The organism is Vreelandella sp. 162(4c), assembly GCF_058152265.1.
Map to the genome: position 1 here is coordinate 5,372,020 of NZ_CM176981.1, position 13,881 is coordinate 5,385,900.

A 13,881-nucleotide genomic window follows, 5' to 3' on the forward strand; every position below is an offset into this window, starting at 1 on the left:
CTCGTTGACGTTGTTAGCCTAGGCTCTCGTTAGTAGTCTACGCGCCGGTGGAAGCGGTGTCAGAGCTTTCTACCGATTCGCTGTCTACCAGCTCACTTTGTCGCGCAAAATGGTGCTGGGCAAAAGCTACCCGTTGTTTAGCGGGCACGCCATCGGGTTGACGTTCAATCAGATCGAGGCGACGGCGCAAACCTTCACCATTGGTCATTTGAATAGCCAAGCCAGGCCTGGCGTTGAGCTCAAGCAGCATCGGCCCGTATTTACGATCCAGCACCATATCAGTACCCAGGTAACCTAGACCGGTCATTTCATAACAACCCGCCGCTAAGTTAAGCAGCGTTTCCCACTGGGGAACGACCAAACTTGCCAGATCGTGCCCCGTGTCCGGATGACTAAAGCAAGGGCGGTCAAACTGAACGGCGCGCAGGGCAGCCCCGGTAGCGATGTTCAAGCCAACGCCTACCGCCCCTTGGTGCAGGTTTGCTTTGCCGTCGGATGCTGCGGTGGAAAGGCGCATCATGGCCATCACCGGGTAACCCTTGAAGACGATAACCCGGATATCAGGAACACCTTCATAGGTGTAATCCATCAGGCTTTCATCGAAATTAATCAGTGTTTCAATCACCGCCACATCAGGCGAGCCGCCCAATGAGTAGAGCCCTGACAGAATATTCGACACATGTCGCTCAACGTCGGTAAGAGAGAGCGTGGTACCACTAGGCTTGATAAAGGCGTTATCTTCGACCTTTTCAATCACCAGGATGCCCTTACCGCCGCTTCCCTTAGCAGGCTTGATGACGAAGCCCGCGTGCCCCGTGAGCATGGCGCCAATATGCTTAACGCCAAATTGGGTTGTTACGGTGCCAATCAGCTCGGGCGTGGTAATCCCATACTGCTGAGCCAGTAGTTTGGTTTTAAGCTTGTCATCGACAAGGGGATAGAGACGGCGGCTATTATATCGGCCAATGTAGCGAATATTACGCCGATTCATGCCGATAATACCTTTATCCCGCAAGCGCGTGGGCCACGTCCAATTCTTCAGCCAACTCATGAGGGCTTCTCATCGTCAGTGATTGGTTTGAAGCGGCGCAGCTCCAATAAACGGTAGCCGGTGTAATTGCCCAGCAGCAAGATCAACGCCATCAATATCAACTGAACACCCAGGAAGTTGAAGGTGATATGACGTACCCAGGGGTTATTCATCGCCAGGTAGGCAAGGATAGCCGTGATCAAACTGCCGCCGCCTTGGATTAGCACCTGCTTAGGGCCTTCCTCTTCCCAAAGTATCGACATCCGCTCGATGGTCCAGGCCAGGATGATCATCGGGAAGAAGGTGATCGTTAAGCCAGCACTGAGCCCCATGCGGTAGGCCAATACGGTGAAGATCGAGATAATCGCAATCACCGTTATGATCACCGCCGAGACCCTGGCCACCAGTAATAAATTCAAGTAGGAGAGATAGTTACGAATAATCAGACCGACGGCAACGATAAGCAGGAAGCCAATCAAACCCGTAGGAAGGGTGGTTTGAATGAAGGCGAGGGCGATCAGCACCGGCATAAAGGTACCGGACGTTTTGATGCCCACCAGCACACGCAAAAACACCACCATTAACGCACCAATGGGAATCAGCAAGATAGTTTGGAATAGCGCTTGCTCCTCCAGTGGCAGGCTGTGAATGGAGAAATTCAGTAGCGTATCTTCAGAGTAGTGGTTGCGCACCGCCGCCGAAGCAGGCTGGTCATGGGTCATCATTGAGAAAGAAACCCGTGAGTTGGTGCCGCCCTGAACTTCTAATACCGCTCGACCACCGGTTTCCCATAGCAGCAGGTTGTCGGGCTTACCTTGCTCACCCGTCAGTGGATGGAAAATTGACCATTCTTCACCTGACTCGTTAAACACCTGAATCCAACTGCTAAGCGTTTGGCGACGACGACCATCTTCCAGAAGCAGGCCGCTCACTTCACGCGCTAATACGCCTGCCTGGTTTAGCAACCGCACCACCAAGGCCGCCGGATTCTCTTGCGTCAGCAGCAGACGGGCATTTTCAGATTGACGCTCGCCGTTAATATCACGTATTAACTCACGGGCGAAGGTGGCGTTATTGGCACTGCGCGCCCAGGCTTGTTCGATAAGCTGATTAGCCGCAGTGTCATAGGGGCTTTCCCAAGGCGTTGTGACGGGGATTTCAGGGGGTGTCTGCACCGGCGAGCGAGCATCTTGAGATACCAGCATCTGAACCGAGTAGTATAATGTTTGGCTACCCACTGCTTCACGAATAGTCCAGCGGGCGGTGCGGCCTAAATCATCCGCCTGATAAGCAAGCCCATACCCTGATGATGCGGTGTTTTCAGTCAGTACACGGTAGCCTGCCTGATGGGAAGGCAACGCCAAGTCGACCTGGACGGGACCGTCCTGAGCATTAAAGGTAATGCCAGCCTCAATCTCCCACACTTGGCGCTGTTCACCAGGCAACCATGGAATTTCAAACTGCACATGGCGGTGCACGCTGGTCGCTACGCCCGCGACTAGCAACAGGCCGACAATAATATAGAACATTAACCGTGACATGGAGATTCCTTTCCTCGTGAAGCGTCAGAGCGGTTACTCTTCGCTATCGTCTTCGTCAACTGCTTCATCTTCAGCAGCTTGGTCCGCTGGTTCGCCACCAGGAAATTCGGGGCGCTCATGCAAGTAAGTATCGGCTACATCAATTACCGCAATATCCATCAAAAAGCGCCGTCCTAGCAGCACTGGATAATCGAGATGAGAGCGGTCATTGAGGGTAAATTCGACATTTTCACGAATCGGCCCTAGAGTCATTAACAGAGAAATGACGGGACGTGACTCTTCGCCAGAGGCTTGAACAATGCGCACTCGGCGCACGATAGGCGCTTCAACCCACTCATCGCGCTGCGACTCAACCGCCACGTCATCGTCGTTCAGCGCCAACTTGAAGCGCACCCAATCTTCACCGTCACGCTCGAAGCGAGTGATCTCGGCAGCAGAAAGGGACGAGGTGTTGGCTCCTGAATCGACTCGCGCTTTGAGGTAGGTGCCAAGGCTTGGTAAGCCAACCCATTCGCTGCGGCCCAGTAACGTTTTAGTGGTCAAGCTCTCATCAATCTCACACTCTTCACGTATGATGACCGGCTCTTCACCGCGAGCTTCCAATTGCTGTACGTCTTGGCGGAGGTAACGCAATAAACTGCCCACTTCACGCATATCAGCGGTCAATGCCTGCTGGTGATCAAGCTGGCGTTGCTGCAAATTAATGCGGGTGTCACATTGTTGCGTTAGCTGGCTCTCTAACTCCAGGATACGAGAATTGAATGAGGCTTCGCTTAAAGGGGGCGGTTGATTCGTTTCCGGCTGGGTTGCTGCACAGCCTGCGATCGAAAGCGACAAGCCAGCGATAAGCCACAAAACACCTGGGCGCATAACGAGAGATATCCTTGGACAATAGGTTGGGGAATGATAAGGAGATGGGGGTCTAGTGTCCAACGCCATCATCGCTTTTGGAGCACCTATTTTATCTAATTTAACATAATATATATTAAGCGAACCAGTGAGGCCGCTATGGGTAAAATTGCGCTCGTCCATTCAGATCAAAAAAGGCAGCCCGCATATTTAGCAGGCTGCCTTCTTATCTATCTCACGCTAGCACGATTTACTCTGGGGCTGCGTATGAGCCATCTTCCTGGTGAACTTCGTTGCCCGTAATCGGCGGTGTAAATACACATGCTAGGTGCATGGTTTTATGCGCACGCAGCAGATGTTCATCGTGCTGGTCGAGGATGTAGATATCACCCGGCTTGATAGGCCAAATCTTGCCATCAGCGAGTGTTTCTACCTCGCCCTCGCCTTCGATGCAGTACACAGACTCATAGTGATGTTTGTAATGAATATGAGTCTCAGTGCCTTCGAAAATTCGTGTGATATGGAAAGAAAAGTTTCCACCGTCGTTGGCCAACACCAGGCGCGTGCTGTCCCAGTTACCATTTTCGGCGGTCACTAGGCGCTCTGTTTTACGCGCTTCTTCAATATTACGAACGATCATAGGAGTACTCCTTAGCAAAGCAGCTGGTGACTACCAGCCGCTATATCCCTAACTAAAAACTGTGAGCTACTGCTTCAGCGTAACGCTTAATCCTACCGCCAGGTTATTCGCTAGCAACAGCTTTAACGCACATTTCGAGAATATCCAAACCTTTCAGCAGATCTTCATCGCTAATGGTTAGCGGGCATAGGCACTTAACCACTTCACCATCCTGACCACTGGTTTCGATTACCAGACCATGCTCAAAGGCTTTACTGGTAATTTTATCGGCAATATCACCCGACACGACGTCAATACCGCGCATCAAGCCACGACCACGTTCAGTGGCAGGCATGCCGTGCTCCGTTAACAGCGCTGCTAACTTCTGGAAGCGCTCTTCTACAATACGCCCTTTGCGCTGAACATCACGCTCAAAGGTGTCATTAGTCCAGTATTTTTTCAACGCAGCGGTGGCAGTCACCATCGCCAGGCTGAAACCACGGAAAGTGCCGTTATATTGACCCGGTTTCCATTTATCCAGCTCTGGGCGCATCAACACATGGGCAAATGGCAGGCCAAAACCGGAGAGCGATTTCGAGTTGGTAATAATGTCAGGTGTAATACCCGCGTGTTCGAAGCTAAAGAACTTACCCGTACGGCCACAGCCTGCCTGAATATCATCAATAATCAGCAGAATGTCGTGTGCACGGCAGATCCCTTCGAGACGCTTTAACCACTCCAAGCCTGCAACGTTAATACCGCCCTCACCTTGCACGGTTTCAATGATGACACCCGCTGGAATATCCAGACCACCAGATTTGTCGCTGAGCAGCTTTTCAAAATAATCCAGGGTATCGGTATGCTCACCCATGTAGCCATCGTAAGGCAGGAAGCTAGCGCCCTGGGTGGGTATGCCACCCGTGGCTTCACGGAATTTACGATTACCCGTGGTCGCCAAAGCCCCCATGGTGACGCCGTGGAAACCATTGGTGAAGGTGACAATGTTGTGACGGCCTTTAGCCACACGAGCCAAGCGGATAGCGGCCTCTACGGCATTGGTACCGGTTGGGCCAGGCAGATGCACTTTATAATCCAGCCCGCGAGGCTTGAAAATAACTTCTTCCAGCGTTTCAAGATAATCACGCTTGGCATTGGTCCACATATCCAAACCGTGAACAACACCGTCAGTCGACAGGTAATCAATCATCGCCTGTTTCATGTGCGGATTATTGTGGCCGTAGTTCAGCGTGCCCGCGCCGGCGAGGAAATCAATGTACTCACGGCCATTCTCATCGGTTAGGCGCGCATTTTGCGCTTTGGTAAATACCACCGGAAACGAACGAGAATAAGTACGTACATTGGATTCCATGCGTTCAAGCGTCTGGGTCTGCATTAGCGACCTCCTTGGTTGATCATTTTAACTTTAGGCATTACTTGCCCGAAGCAACATGAGCGGGAAAAACGGTAAGTCCGATACGTGTATCTAGCAAAACGACGTATTAGATGCGATCTGTTTGGAACGGGCCGATACGAACCAGGTTTTCCGGGTCATGCTCTCCTCCGAGCTGTTCGGTAGAGAAGTATTCGCGGCTATTGAGCGGCGCATGCCAGCGTGCCGCCAAGCGACGGAATAAGCCCCAAGAGGCTAGATTGTCAGGGGTGATGGTGGTTTCAAGGTGATGCACATCATCAAGCTCAGGGCGGGACATAATAGCCTCGACCAAGCGTCGCGCTAGCCCTGTACCACGTGCTTTTTCACCGACAGCCACTTGCCATAAAAAGTAGGTGTCTGGAGCATTATCCTTAACATAGCCAGAAACAAAACCAACGATTTCGCCCTCTTCATTGGTAGCCACTGCGCAGGTATCACGAAACTGAGTCGCCAGTAGCAAGTAAGCGTAGGCTGAATTCACATCCAGCGGAGGGCAAGCTTTGACCAGCTCGTAAACTCCCCAGCCATCATCCGCATTGGGTTTGCGAATAAACAGCGGCATCTCCGCATGACCCACAACAGCATCAGCCACCGTTGGCCTAGCAAGGTCAGCAGAGGGGGTAAAAGGTTGTGTCGGCGTACTCATAGTTATGCTTCGCTGTAGCGAATTTGATGTTCATTATAACAGCTGATTATGAGCAATTCAAAAATCATATTATTCTACACCTCGCTTTCCATAATTTTTTGTTATGATCGAGTAGCATAACCACCGCTCACCGCTATCTCTTTTAGAATAGTGCAAGTAGCCTACAAAAAAAGGCGCGCCCATGGGCACGCCTTCACTTTTAATATGCTTATCTGCGTGTCAGCGTACGCAGCGTGACGAACTCCTCGGCCCCCGTTGGGTGGATGCCTACGGTGCGGTCAAAGTCCTGCTTGGTAAGGCCAGCTCTTACCGCGATAGCAATTCCCTGAATAATTTCACCCGCGTCATCTCCGACCATATGGGCCCCTACGACTACATCGGTAGCATCGTCCACGACCAGCTTCATTAAGGTGCGCTCTTGGCTACCTGATAGGGTGTGCTTCATGGCGCGAAAATCGGTGCTATACACGCGAATATGGGTGAATTTTTCCCGCGCGGCCTCCTCGGAAAGACCCACGGTACCGATGTTGGGATGGCAAAAAACGGCGGTAGGGATCGTAGTGTAGTCCAACGGCTTGGGAACCGTATCGGCAAAGTGGGCGTCGACAAGCTGCATCGCCTCAGCCAGTGCTACCGGTGTTAATTCCGGCCCAGCCGTCAGGTCGCCCAAGGCTAAAATTGAAGGCAGCGCTGTTTCAAACCGCTCGTTTACGGGGATTTTGCCCGCCTCATCCAGGCATAGGCCCAACGCTTCAAGCCCTAGCTCACGGATATTCGCCTTGCGCCCTGTGGCTGCGAGCACCACATCGACTTCAAGCACGTTGCCGTTGGTAAGGTGAACATTGTAGCCGTCTTGGCTGCGCTCAATACGCTCGATGTTAGTGTTGAAATGGAGGTTGACTCCCTTTCTTTCCATTTCCGCGCAGGTGAACTCGCGAACCTGTTGATCAAAGCCTTTTAAAAACAGCTCGCCACGGTAGATGAGGTGCGTCTCGCTGCCCAGACCATTAAAGATACTCGAAAATTCCACCGCAATATAGCCACCGCCAAGCACTAAAAAGCGCTTAGGAAAAGTATCTAGATCAAAAATCTGATTGGAATCCAGTGCGTGTTCACTGCCAGGAAAATCGGGTACCCAGGGCCATCCACCAGTAGCCAGAACGATTTTTTGTGCAGTCACCGATATATCGCCATGCTCGCCGCTTAAGGTCACCGTGTGTGCATCGGCCAAGCGTGCTCGTGCATTGAAGAGCGTTACTCCAGCGCCTTCCAGCATGCGCTGATAAATGCCATTCAGACGTTTGATTTCACTGATTTTGTTGTCGCGCAGTGTGGCCCAATCGAAGCTGGCGGGGCCAGGCAGCTGCCAGCCAAAACCTGCCGCATCATCAAAACTGTCATGGAAATGGGCAGCGTAGGAGTAAAGCTTCTTGGGCACACAGCCAACGTTGACACAGGTTCCGCCCAGGTAGCGATCTTCGGCAATGGCCACTTTGGCGCCGGTAGCCGCGGCCATACGCGCGGTGCGTACACCACCAGAGCCTGCGCCAATAACCAGAAGGTCATATTCGTATTCAGAAACGTCTGCCATGATTTGCTCCTGGGGAGTTAGAATTCGTATGAATCAATATCGGGTTGCCCATTGGTCAAGTGCAGTGGTTGACCTGACTACCCGGGAAGGTTAAAACCTTCTGCTGCTATTTTGTACTGGCCTAGGTTATACAAGGCCTAATTCCACCCTGAGTAGGGCTTTGATAACCCGCTTATCTACCAGCGACTTAACGCCCTTTAACTTTTCTGGAGACGCTATGTCTGACCCTATTGCGACGCTACTCGACAATAATCGCGCCTGGGCTGAGCGTATGTGCGAAGAAGACCCCGACTACTTTAAGCGCCTTTCGAACCAGCAGAACCCCGATTATTTATGGATTGGCTGCTCCGACAGCCGAGTACCGGCGAATCAAATTATTGCACTCCCGCCTGGGGAAGTTTTCGTACACCGCAACGTCGCCAACTTGCTACACCACACCGATATGAACGCCCTCTCGGTGGTTCAGTTCGCGGTAGATGTTCTTAAAGTCAGCCATATCATGATTGTCGGTCACTATGGCTGCGGGGGCATTAAGGCCGCCATGATGGGAGGCGAATGTGGCGTGGTGGATTACTGGCTGCACTCAGTGCGCGAACAGTACAACCATCACAGGAATTCGCTTGACCACCTCCCACTGGAAGATCAAATCGATCGCATGTGCGAGCTCAACGTGAAAGCCCAGGTAAATAGTTTGTGCCGCACCAAAATTTTGCAGCGCGCTTGGCAGCGAGGTCAGCAGATTTCGGTGCATGGCTGGGTCTACGGATTAAGCGATGGCCGCGTTAAAGATCTTAACTGCACCGTAAGTGGTTTAGAACAAGTGGAAACACTTTACCGTATTGACCGCATCCAGCAAGGCGATTAAGCACTCCCCCAATGCCTACCGCTACGCTTAGTCGTAGCGGTAGGCACGATGGCAGCTCTTACAGCTCGCGCCCACTTCTGAAAGCGCTCGGGCAGTGTTTCGAGTATCCTCTTGCTCGGCTACATCAATTAAATTAGCGATTTTATCCTCCAGATCGCTAAAACCGGCTGCGAACTCACCCCACTCTTCCCATATGGATGCCCGCGCTTCAGAACCACTGCCGTGGGTGCCCTCAATAAACGCAGGTAGCAAACGATCAGCGCTGGCACGCTCTTGCAGCTCAAGTAACCGCGGCATTGCAGCCTCAAGATCTTGATTATTGATTAGATCAAAGCGCAGCTGACGCACCAGACTTTCAATATCTTTAAGCTCTTCTCGGCGCCAAACCACGGCTTCGCGCTCACTTGCGAATGGCGTGTCGCTGACGGCTTGGGGCGGCATGGCCAGGGCGCTCGTTTCCTCGCCTGCCCAAGCCAGCGGCGTGCAGAGCATTAATGCTAAAGCGCTGGCTGCCGTGCCGCGGGGGGAAGCCCACTTCAGGTAATGGCGTTGCTGCATAATGGCTTCCTGTCGATGATTCGGTAGTCAAAGGTTTAGTGCGCACGTTTTAACCTATCGGGCAGGTGACACCCGTACCTTTTAAGCCGCAGTAGCCATGAGGGTTTTTATCCAGGTACTGCTGATGGTAAGCCTCTGCGTAATAAAATGTTTCTAGCGGCTTAATCTCAGTAGTGATTGCCCCTCTGCCCGCTTTGTCGAGCGCCTGTTGGTACGCTGCCGCACTCTGCTCGGCTACCGTTTGCTGCGCTTGGCTGGTGGTAAAAATGGCGGAGCGATACTGCGAGCCAATATCGTTCCCCTGGCGATTGCCCTGGGTCGGGTCGTGCCCTTCCCAGAAAACCTGCAACAACGTTTCCAGCTCGACTTGCTGTGGGTCATAAACCACCCGTACCACTTCGGTGTGGCCAGTACGCCCCGTGCATGTCTCGTCGTAGGTGGGGTTAGGTGTCTCACCACCGGCATACCCCACCGCAGTGACATAGACTCCTGGCAACTGCCAAAACAGGCGTTCAACGCCCCAGAAACACCCCATGCCTAGCACGATCTCCTCGTGGCCTTCGGGAAACGGAGGATGTATCGAGTGCCCATTAATGGTATGCACCTGACTGGTTTCTATGGGCGTATCACGTCCAGGCAGTACACGGCCTGAACCTGAGCTAGCGTTTGAAAATAGTGACATATCACCCTCACTTATTGCTGCTGAATGATTTCAGGATTACCGGAACGGGTAAAGGTGTAGATTAAGTCCACCGCTTGGTTGGTACCCGAGACGGCCTGTACATAAAGGTTATGCCACAGCGTGTAGCGTAGTGTTAGTTCGGCAATTGGCGAGAAAATTCCCACACCGTAACTAATTCTAAGATCATCGGTGAGTTGGCCACTGACAGCGACTTGGCTATCATCGCCAGCCCCAGTGGTGTCCAGAGTTAAGTCATCAATGCCGAAGGCTTCACCAATGGAACCAACCGCCCCACCGGTGCGCCCTAACGACATGCCTATCAGCGCGGTAGTCAGTGCGCTATCCACACCGCCCCCAGAAGCATCAGGTGCGCGACCCCGTAACAGGTAAGAGAGCGCACGGGATTCATCCATCGCCGGTTCAGAAAAGATCAGTACGTTCGGAGATTCGGCACTACCTGTTACCCGCAAGCCCGCAATAACGTCATCTTCGGTAATGTCAGGGTTGCGAATGGCCTCGAAGTCGAGCGTAGGTAGACCGGGTGGCCCACTAAACAGCAGTTCACCGCGGCGGATAACCAGGTCTTGGCCGAAAGCCTGGAAACGACCATCGACCAAATTAACGTCGCCGAATAACTGTAACGCGCCGCTGCTTTGGCGAATTTCCAGCGCGCCTCCCAAGCCAGATTCCAAGCCGTAGGCTGAAATTTGCATATCGCTACCCAACGTTAAGGTCACCAGTACGTCAATGGCCATACCGGTGGCGGCAAGCTCGTCCGCGGCACTTGGATCATCCTCATTGGCAGCCGCTCGCTGAGCCTCAATTTCGGCCTGGCGATCGTCGCGCTCGGTAATAATCACTTCATCGCCACTTGGGGTGACTGCTGATGAGGGCATATCGCCAATTTCAAGCCGTGCCCAGGGTAAATTCACATCCCCCCTCACTTGCAGCCTTTCCGGCGTGACCCGGATACGGATATCAGGCGCTACTTCAAGACGTCCAAACTGGGGCAAAACGACCAGGATAGGCTCCTGCACAGCATTCAGATCGACGCCAATCCGCCAATCATCACTGCTTGGCCAATATGCATCACCGGTGATTTCCAAACGCCCGCGCTCAGCGGCCAAGTAGCCGTCAATATCCCCCTGTTCACCGTCGAAAGAGACCACCAGTTCGCCACCCTGAATATCGACAGGAATATCCGGGCCACTTACTCCTATACCGCGCAGTCCAAGCTGGCCTTGTAAGTCAGGCGCGGCGGTGGTGCCAGTAATTTGGACGTTGCCCGTTAATTCGCCCTCCAGTCGCTCCATTCCTACCAACATGGATCGATAGGGCTGCAGCGAAACATCTTCTGCACGCAGCTCGCCAGTTAACGCGCCGGCCCCCAAGGGATCATTAACCGCTAGGTCCAAGTTGATATCGCCCGCTTCGGCAAGCGAAAGCGACACATTGGTATTCGCCTGAGCTTGGTTGGCCTCGATCTGAGCGTCGAAACTGACTTCTGGCAGTTGCACAGGCTGGCCATAATCATTAACGGCGGTAATGGCGAGTTCGCTAAGAATTTGTAGATCTGCCTGCCACTGGGCACCCCCTTGACGCCAGTTGGCAACAAGATCCGCGGTTGTATCCCCCTCTAACTGCCACTCTTCAGGCAAAAAGGGCTCCAGCATTTCCATTGGCACTTCACGTACCGAAAGCACGGCGTTGCCCTGTTGCACAGAGGCAGTGATCTCCTCTTCAGAACAGACTAGCCCACCTTGCTCTCGGCGCAGGCAGAACGGCGATAGGCGCGCCTGACCATTGGCTAGGTCATAGCGCAGGTCTAGAGGCGCTTCAAGACGAATATCCCCCGCCTCAGAATCAACTTCCAGTGGCGTTACGCGGGCTTGGTAAAGCTGGTCTTGCTGGTCAAAGCGGCCTTCCAGGGCAATCAGCGCACGGCTTAAAACGCTGTTGTCTGTGCCCTGGGCGGTCAGTTCAAGCTGATGCTCAGAGAGGCGCCCGGCCAAATTGGCCTCTATGTTTGCAAGGGCCTGCCCCCCAGCATTGACGTTTTGTAGTGCGAGCTGTACGTCGAGGGAAGGATCATCAATGCCCTGTACATCAGCATCTAGGACAAGCCGTTCAATACGATTCTGACCAAAACGCACGCCATCACCCTGTAAATTGGCGAGTAATTGCGGTTGATTAAAACTACCGCTGGCTTCTAGCGTACCGACGATAGTGCCCGCCAAGTCTGGCGATAGTGTTTGCAACTGGCGTAGTGCAATGTCCGCGTTTAACGACATGGCCTGTTCGCTCATTTGCCCCTCTGCTGTTAAGCGATTCTCCCCCTGGGTAAACAGCAACTCGTCAATCTCCAGCTCCAGGTTGCTGTTAGCATCAAAGGCCGCTTGCAGGGTTAGCGGGTAGTCGCGCAGTTCACCGTCAATCGCTAAGTTGGGTACGCTAACTGCCCACTGATCCTCTTGCTGCCTCAGCGTAAGCTCGATGTCGCCGTTTAAATTACCCTCAAGCTGATCCACGAAGTGGGCAGGGTTAAACTGATCCAGACGAATAGTGGTGTTGACCTGTAGCGGTGCAACCCAACTGATGTTCCCTTCGCTGCGCAGGGAGCTTTCGTCGACTGCGAGGGTGAGCGGTTGCCAGCTAAACTGCTCGAGATCGCCCTCTCCGGTAACGTTAATTTGAGTGCGCGGCAGGCTCGGGCCCTCAACCGCCAGAGCCAATTGAGCACTATAATCGCTCAGGCTGCCGGTGACCTGTAGATCCAGGTCATCGACTATATAGGCTTGGGCTGTCTCTTCTTCAGTGCTGTCATCGACGCTTTCATTGCTACTCTCATCTGCGCTGACAGGCAGCGGCCACTGAACTTGGTCACTTTGTAGCTGCAGTTGAAACGGCAGCGTCGGGGCGAGTGCATCGACTTGCCCCCTCAAGGACGCATTGACCGCGCCAGAGGCATCCAACTGCGCTTCAAGCGCATCCAGTGGACCAGACAGCGTTAAGGTTAAAGCTTCGCCACTTAGCTCAGGGTATATCTCAGGTAAAAATAGTTCGACGCCCAAGCGAGCTTCGAGTGGGTAGTTGCCGGTTAGAGTGGCGTTCGCGGTTAATTCCGCCTCAGCATCCGGGGTAACAACGGAAAGCTCAGTTACTTCGACGTTATCACCTTCGGTTAACAGCCCAAGCCGCAGTCGCTCGACGCGGTACTCGGTAGCCCCTTCCAATCGAAAATCGTTGAGCGTGAATTCAGGTATCTGGATATCAACCGGTAGCGTGATCTCTGGTAGTTCCAGGCGTTCGCGTTCTTCAAGCTGCTGCTCTGGAGATTCCACCGACGCCACGGCTTCTTGGGGTGGTTGGTTGAGCAAGATAGCGGCATCGATGGCTTCAGCATAAAGCGGCGTTTCAATGCCCTGGGTTAGCAGAACACCTGGGGAAGGTGGCAAATAGACACGAGGCTGCTCCAAATGGGTTGGCGAGAGGCGTACTGTGTTTCCTTCAGCGGTGGCTGCCGAGCTTAACGAGCGCCACGCTACTTCGGTACCATCGGCAAGCCTGAGGTTAACATCGTCCAGCAACAAAGAACGTAGTTCGATGGGGAAAGGAAAACGAATAGTCAGCGGGCTCTCTTCCTCTTCGGGAGGTGGCGCTTGCTCACTGGATGGGCCTAGCTGGATGTCGGCGCCCACCACACGCAGTGTGTCGATGCATAGGCGCCCTGACAGAACACAGTCATCTGCCCACTGGAGTTCGAACTCATCCACGGTTATACGGGTTTCGCCTAGCTGTAGCTGGAAATCTTCGAGCTGGAAATGGTCGAGCAAGCCGCCTTCATGATGCGTGTAGGAGAAAAAATCACGCTGCTCCCCCTGCGAGAGCAGCACCCCAGTGCCCCAGGGTGATAACGCCACCCCGACAATCAGCGCCACAATACCGAACAGCCAAATAGGCAACACGATTACAAGACGCACCAGGCTCCAGAACAGTAGCCAGGCACGATACTTTGGAGACAACATACGGCGTTTATCAGACGCAGCTGGTTCAACCTGAGACAAGTCT

The 13,881-nt window shown here is 53.2% G+C and carries 11 protein-coding genes; 1 reads left to right on the plus strand and 10 read right to left on the minus strand.

Annotated elements, in window-relative coordinates:
- Positions 1–37: 37 nt before the first annotated feature.
- From AC4EYZ_RS24830 to gorA, 7 genes are all read right to left on the minus strand, one after another.
- Positions 38–1,051, minus strand: a complete 1,014-nt coding sequence (locus AC4EYZ_RS24830) for an alpha-L-glutamate ligase-like protein (RefSeq protein WP_009286711.1) — start codon at positions 1,049–1,051, stop codon at positions 38–40.
- Complete coding sequence (locus AC4EYZ_RS24835) at positions 1,048–2,571, minus strand: inactive transglutaminase family protein (RefSeq protein WP_009286710.1); 1,524 nt, start codon at positions 2,569–2,571, stop codon at positions 1,048–1,050. Before AC4EYZ_RS24835 ends, AC4EYZ_RS24830 begins: the two co-directional genes overlap by 4 nt.
- Before the next feature lie 33 nt (positions 2,572–2,604).
- Positions 2,605–3,441: an ATP-dependent zinc protease family protein gene (locus tag AC4EYZ_RS24840; RefSeq protein ID WP_022523469.1), complete on the minus strand. Its 837-nt coding sequence runs from the start codon at positions 3,439–3,441 to the stop codon at positions 2,605–2,607.
- A gap of 229 nt (positions 3,442–3,670) precedes the next feature.
- Positions 3,671–4,060, minus strand: coding sequence for an ectoine synthase (locus AC4EYZ_RS24845; protein WP_027959425.1), 390 nt, complete (start codon positions 4,058–4,060; stop codon positions 3,671–3,673).
- A gap of 103 nt (positions 4,061–4,163) precedes the next feature.
- Positions 4,164–5,432: a diaminobutyrate--2-oxoglutarate transaminase gene (gene ectB, locus AC4EYZ_RS24850; RefSeq protein ID WP_009286707.1), complete on the minus strand. Its 1,269-nt coding sequence runs from the start codon at positions 5,430–5,432 to the stop codon at positions 4,164–4,166.
- Between the two features lie 106 nt (positions 5,433–5,538).
- The gene (gene ectA / locus AC4EYZ_RS24855) at positions 5,539–6,117 is read right to left on the minus strand and encodes a diaminobutyrate acetyltransferase (RefSeq protein WP_009286706.1); all 579 of its coding nucleotides are present in this window, start codon (positions 6,115–6,117) and stop codon (positions 5,539–5,541) included.
- 208 nt (positions 6,118–6,325) lie between these two features.
- On the minus strand, positions 6,326–7,708 hold the full coding sequence (gene gorA, locus AC4EYZ_RS24860; protein ID WP_009286705.1) for a glutathione-disulfide reductase: 1,383 nt from the start codon (positions 7,706–7,708) through the stop codon (positions 6,326–6,328).
- 217 nt (positions 7,709–7,925) lie between these two features.
- On the opposite strand from gorA, the gene can reads away from it, so the two are divergent.
- Entirely contained in the window at positions 7,926–8,573 is a 648-nt protein-coding gene (gene can, locus AC4EYZ_RS24865; protein WP_022523472.1) for a carbonate dehydratase, read from the plus strand.
- A 27-nt stretch (positions 8,574–8,600) separates the two neighbouring features.
- On the opposite strand, the gene AC4EYZ_RS24870 is transcribed toward can, so the two are convergent.
- Genes AC4EYZ_RS24870 through tamB form a run of 3 tightly spaced genes read right to left on the minus strand, consistent with a single transcriptional unit; the run spans position 8,601 to position 13,877 of the window.
- Positions 8,601–9,131, minus strand: coding sequence for a cytochrome c (locus AC4EYZ_RS24870; protein WP_474192063.1), 531 nt, complete (start codon positions 9,129–9,131; stop codon positions 8,601–8,603).
- A gap of 49 nt (positions 9,132–9,180) precedes the next feature.
- The gene (gene msrA, locus AC4EYZ_RS24875; RefSeq protein WP_009286702.1) at positions 9,181–9,813 is read right to left on the minus strand and encodes a peptide-methionine (S)-S-oxide reductase MsrA; all 633 of its coding nucleotides are present in this window, start codon (positions 9,811–9,813) and stop codon (positions 9,181–9,183) included.
- An 11-nt stretch (positions 9,814–9,824) separates the two neighbouring features.
- The gene (tamB, locus tag AC4EYZ_RS24880) at positions 9,825–13,877 is read right to left on the minus strand and encodes an autotransporter assembly complex protein TamB (RefSeq protein ID WP_490204062.1); all 4,053 of its coding nucleotides are present in this window, start codon (positions 13,875–13,877) and stop codon (positions 9,825–9,827) included.
- Between the last annotated feature and the right edge of the window lie 4 nt (positions 13,878–13,881).

What these genes read in the sequence shown, in the direction of transcription:
- gorA (WP_009286705.1), bottom strand. Translation starts at nt 7,708, where the DNA reads ATGGCAGACGTTTCTGAATACGAATATGACCTTCTGGTTATTGGCGCA.
- ectA (WP_009286706.1), bottom strand. Translation starts at nt 6,117, where the DNA reads ATGAGTACGCCGACACAACCTTTTACCCCCTCTGCTGACCTTGCTAGG.
- msrA (WP_009286702.1), bottom strand. Translation starts at nt 9,813, where the DNA reads ATGTCACTATTTTCAAACGCTAGCTCAGGTTCAGGCCGTGTACTGCCT.
- can (WP_022523472.1), top strand. Translation starts at nt 7,926, where the DNA reads ATGTCTGACCCTATTGCGACGCTACTCGACAATAATCGCGCCTGGGCT.
- AC4EYZ_RS24835 (WP_009286710.1), bottom strand. Translation starts at nt 2,571, where the DNA reads ATGTCACGGTTAATGTTCTATATTATTGTCGGCCTGTTGCTAGTCGCG.
- AC4EYZ_RS24870 (WP_474192063.1), bottom strand. Translation starts at nt 9,131, where the DNA reads ATGCAGCAACGCCATTACCTGAAGTGGGCTTCCCCCCGCGGCACGGCA.
- AC4EYZ_RS24830 (WP_009286711.1), bottom strand. Translation starts at nt 1,051, where the DNA reads ATGAGTTGGCTGAAGAATTGGACGTGGCCCACGCGCTTGCGGGATAAA.
- ectB (WP_009286707.1), bottom strand. Translation starts at nt 5,432, where the DNA reads ATGCAGACCCAGACGCTTGAACGCATGGAATCCAATGTACGTACTTAT.
- AC4EYZ_RS24845 (WP_027959425.1), bottom strand. Translation starts at nt 4,060, where the DNA reads ATGATCGTTCGTAATATTGAAGAAGCGCGTAAAACAGAGCGCCTAGTG.
- AC4EYZ_RS24840 (WP_022523469.1), bottom strand. Translation starts at nt 3,441, where the DNA reads ATGCGCCCAGGTGTTTTGTGGCTTATCGCTGGCTTGTCGCTTTCGATC.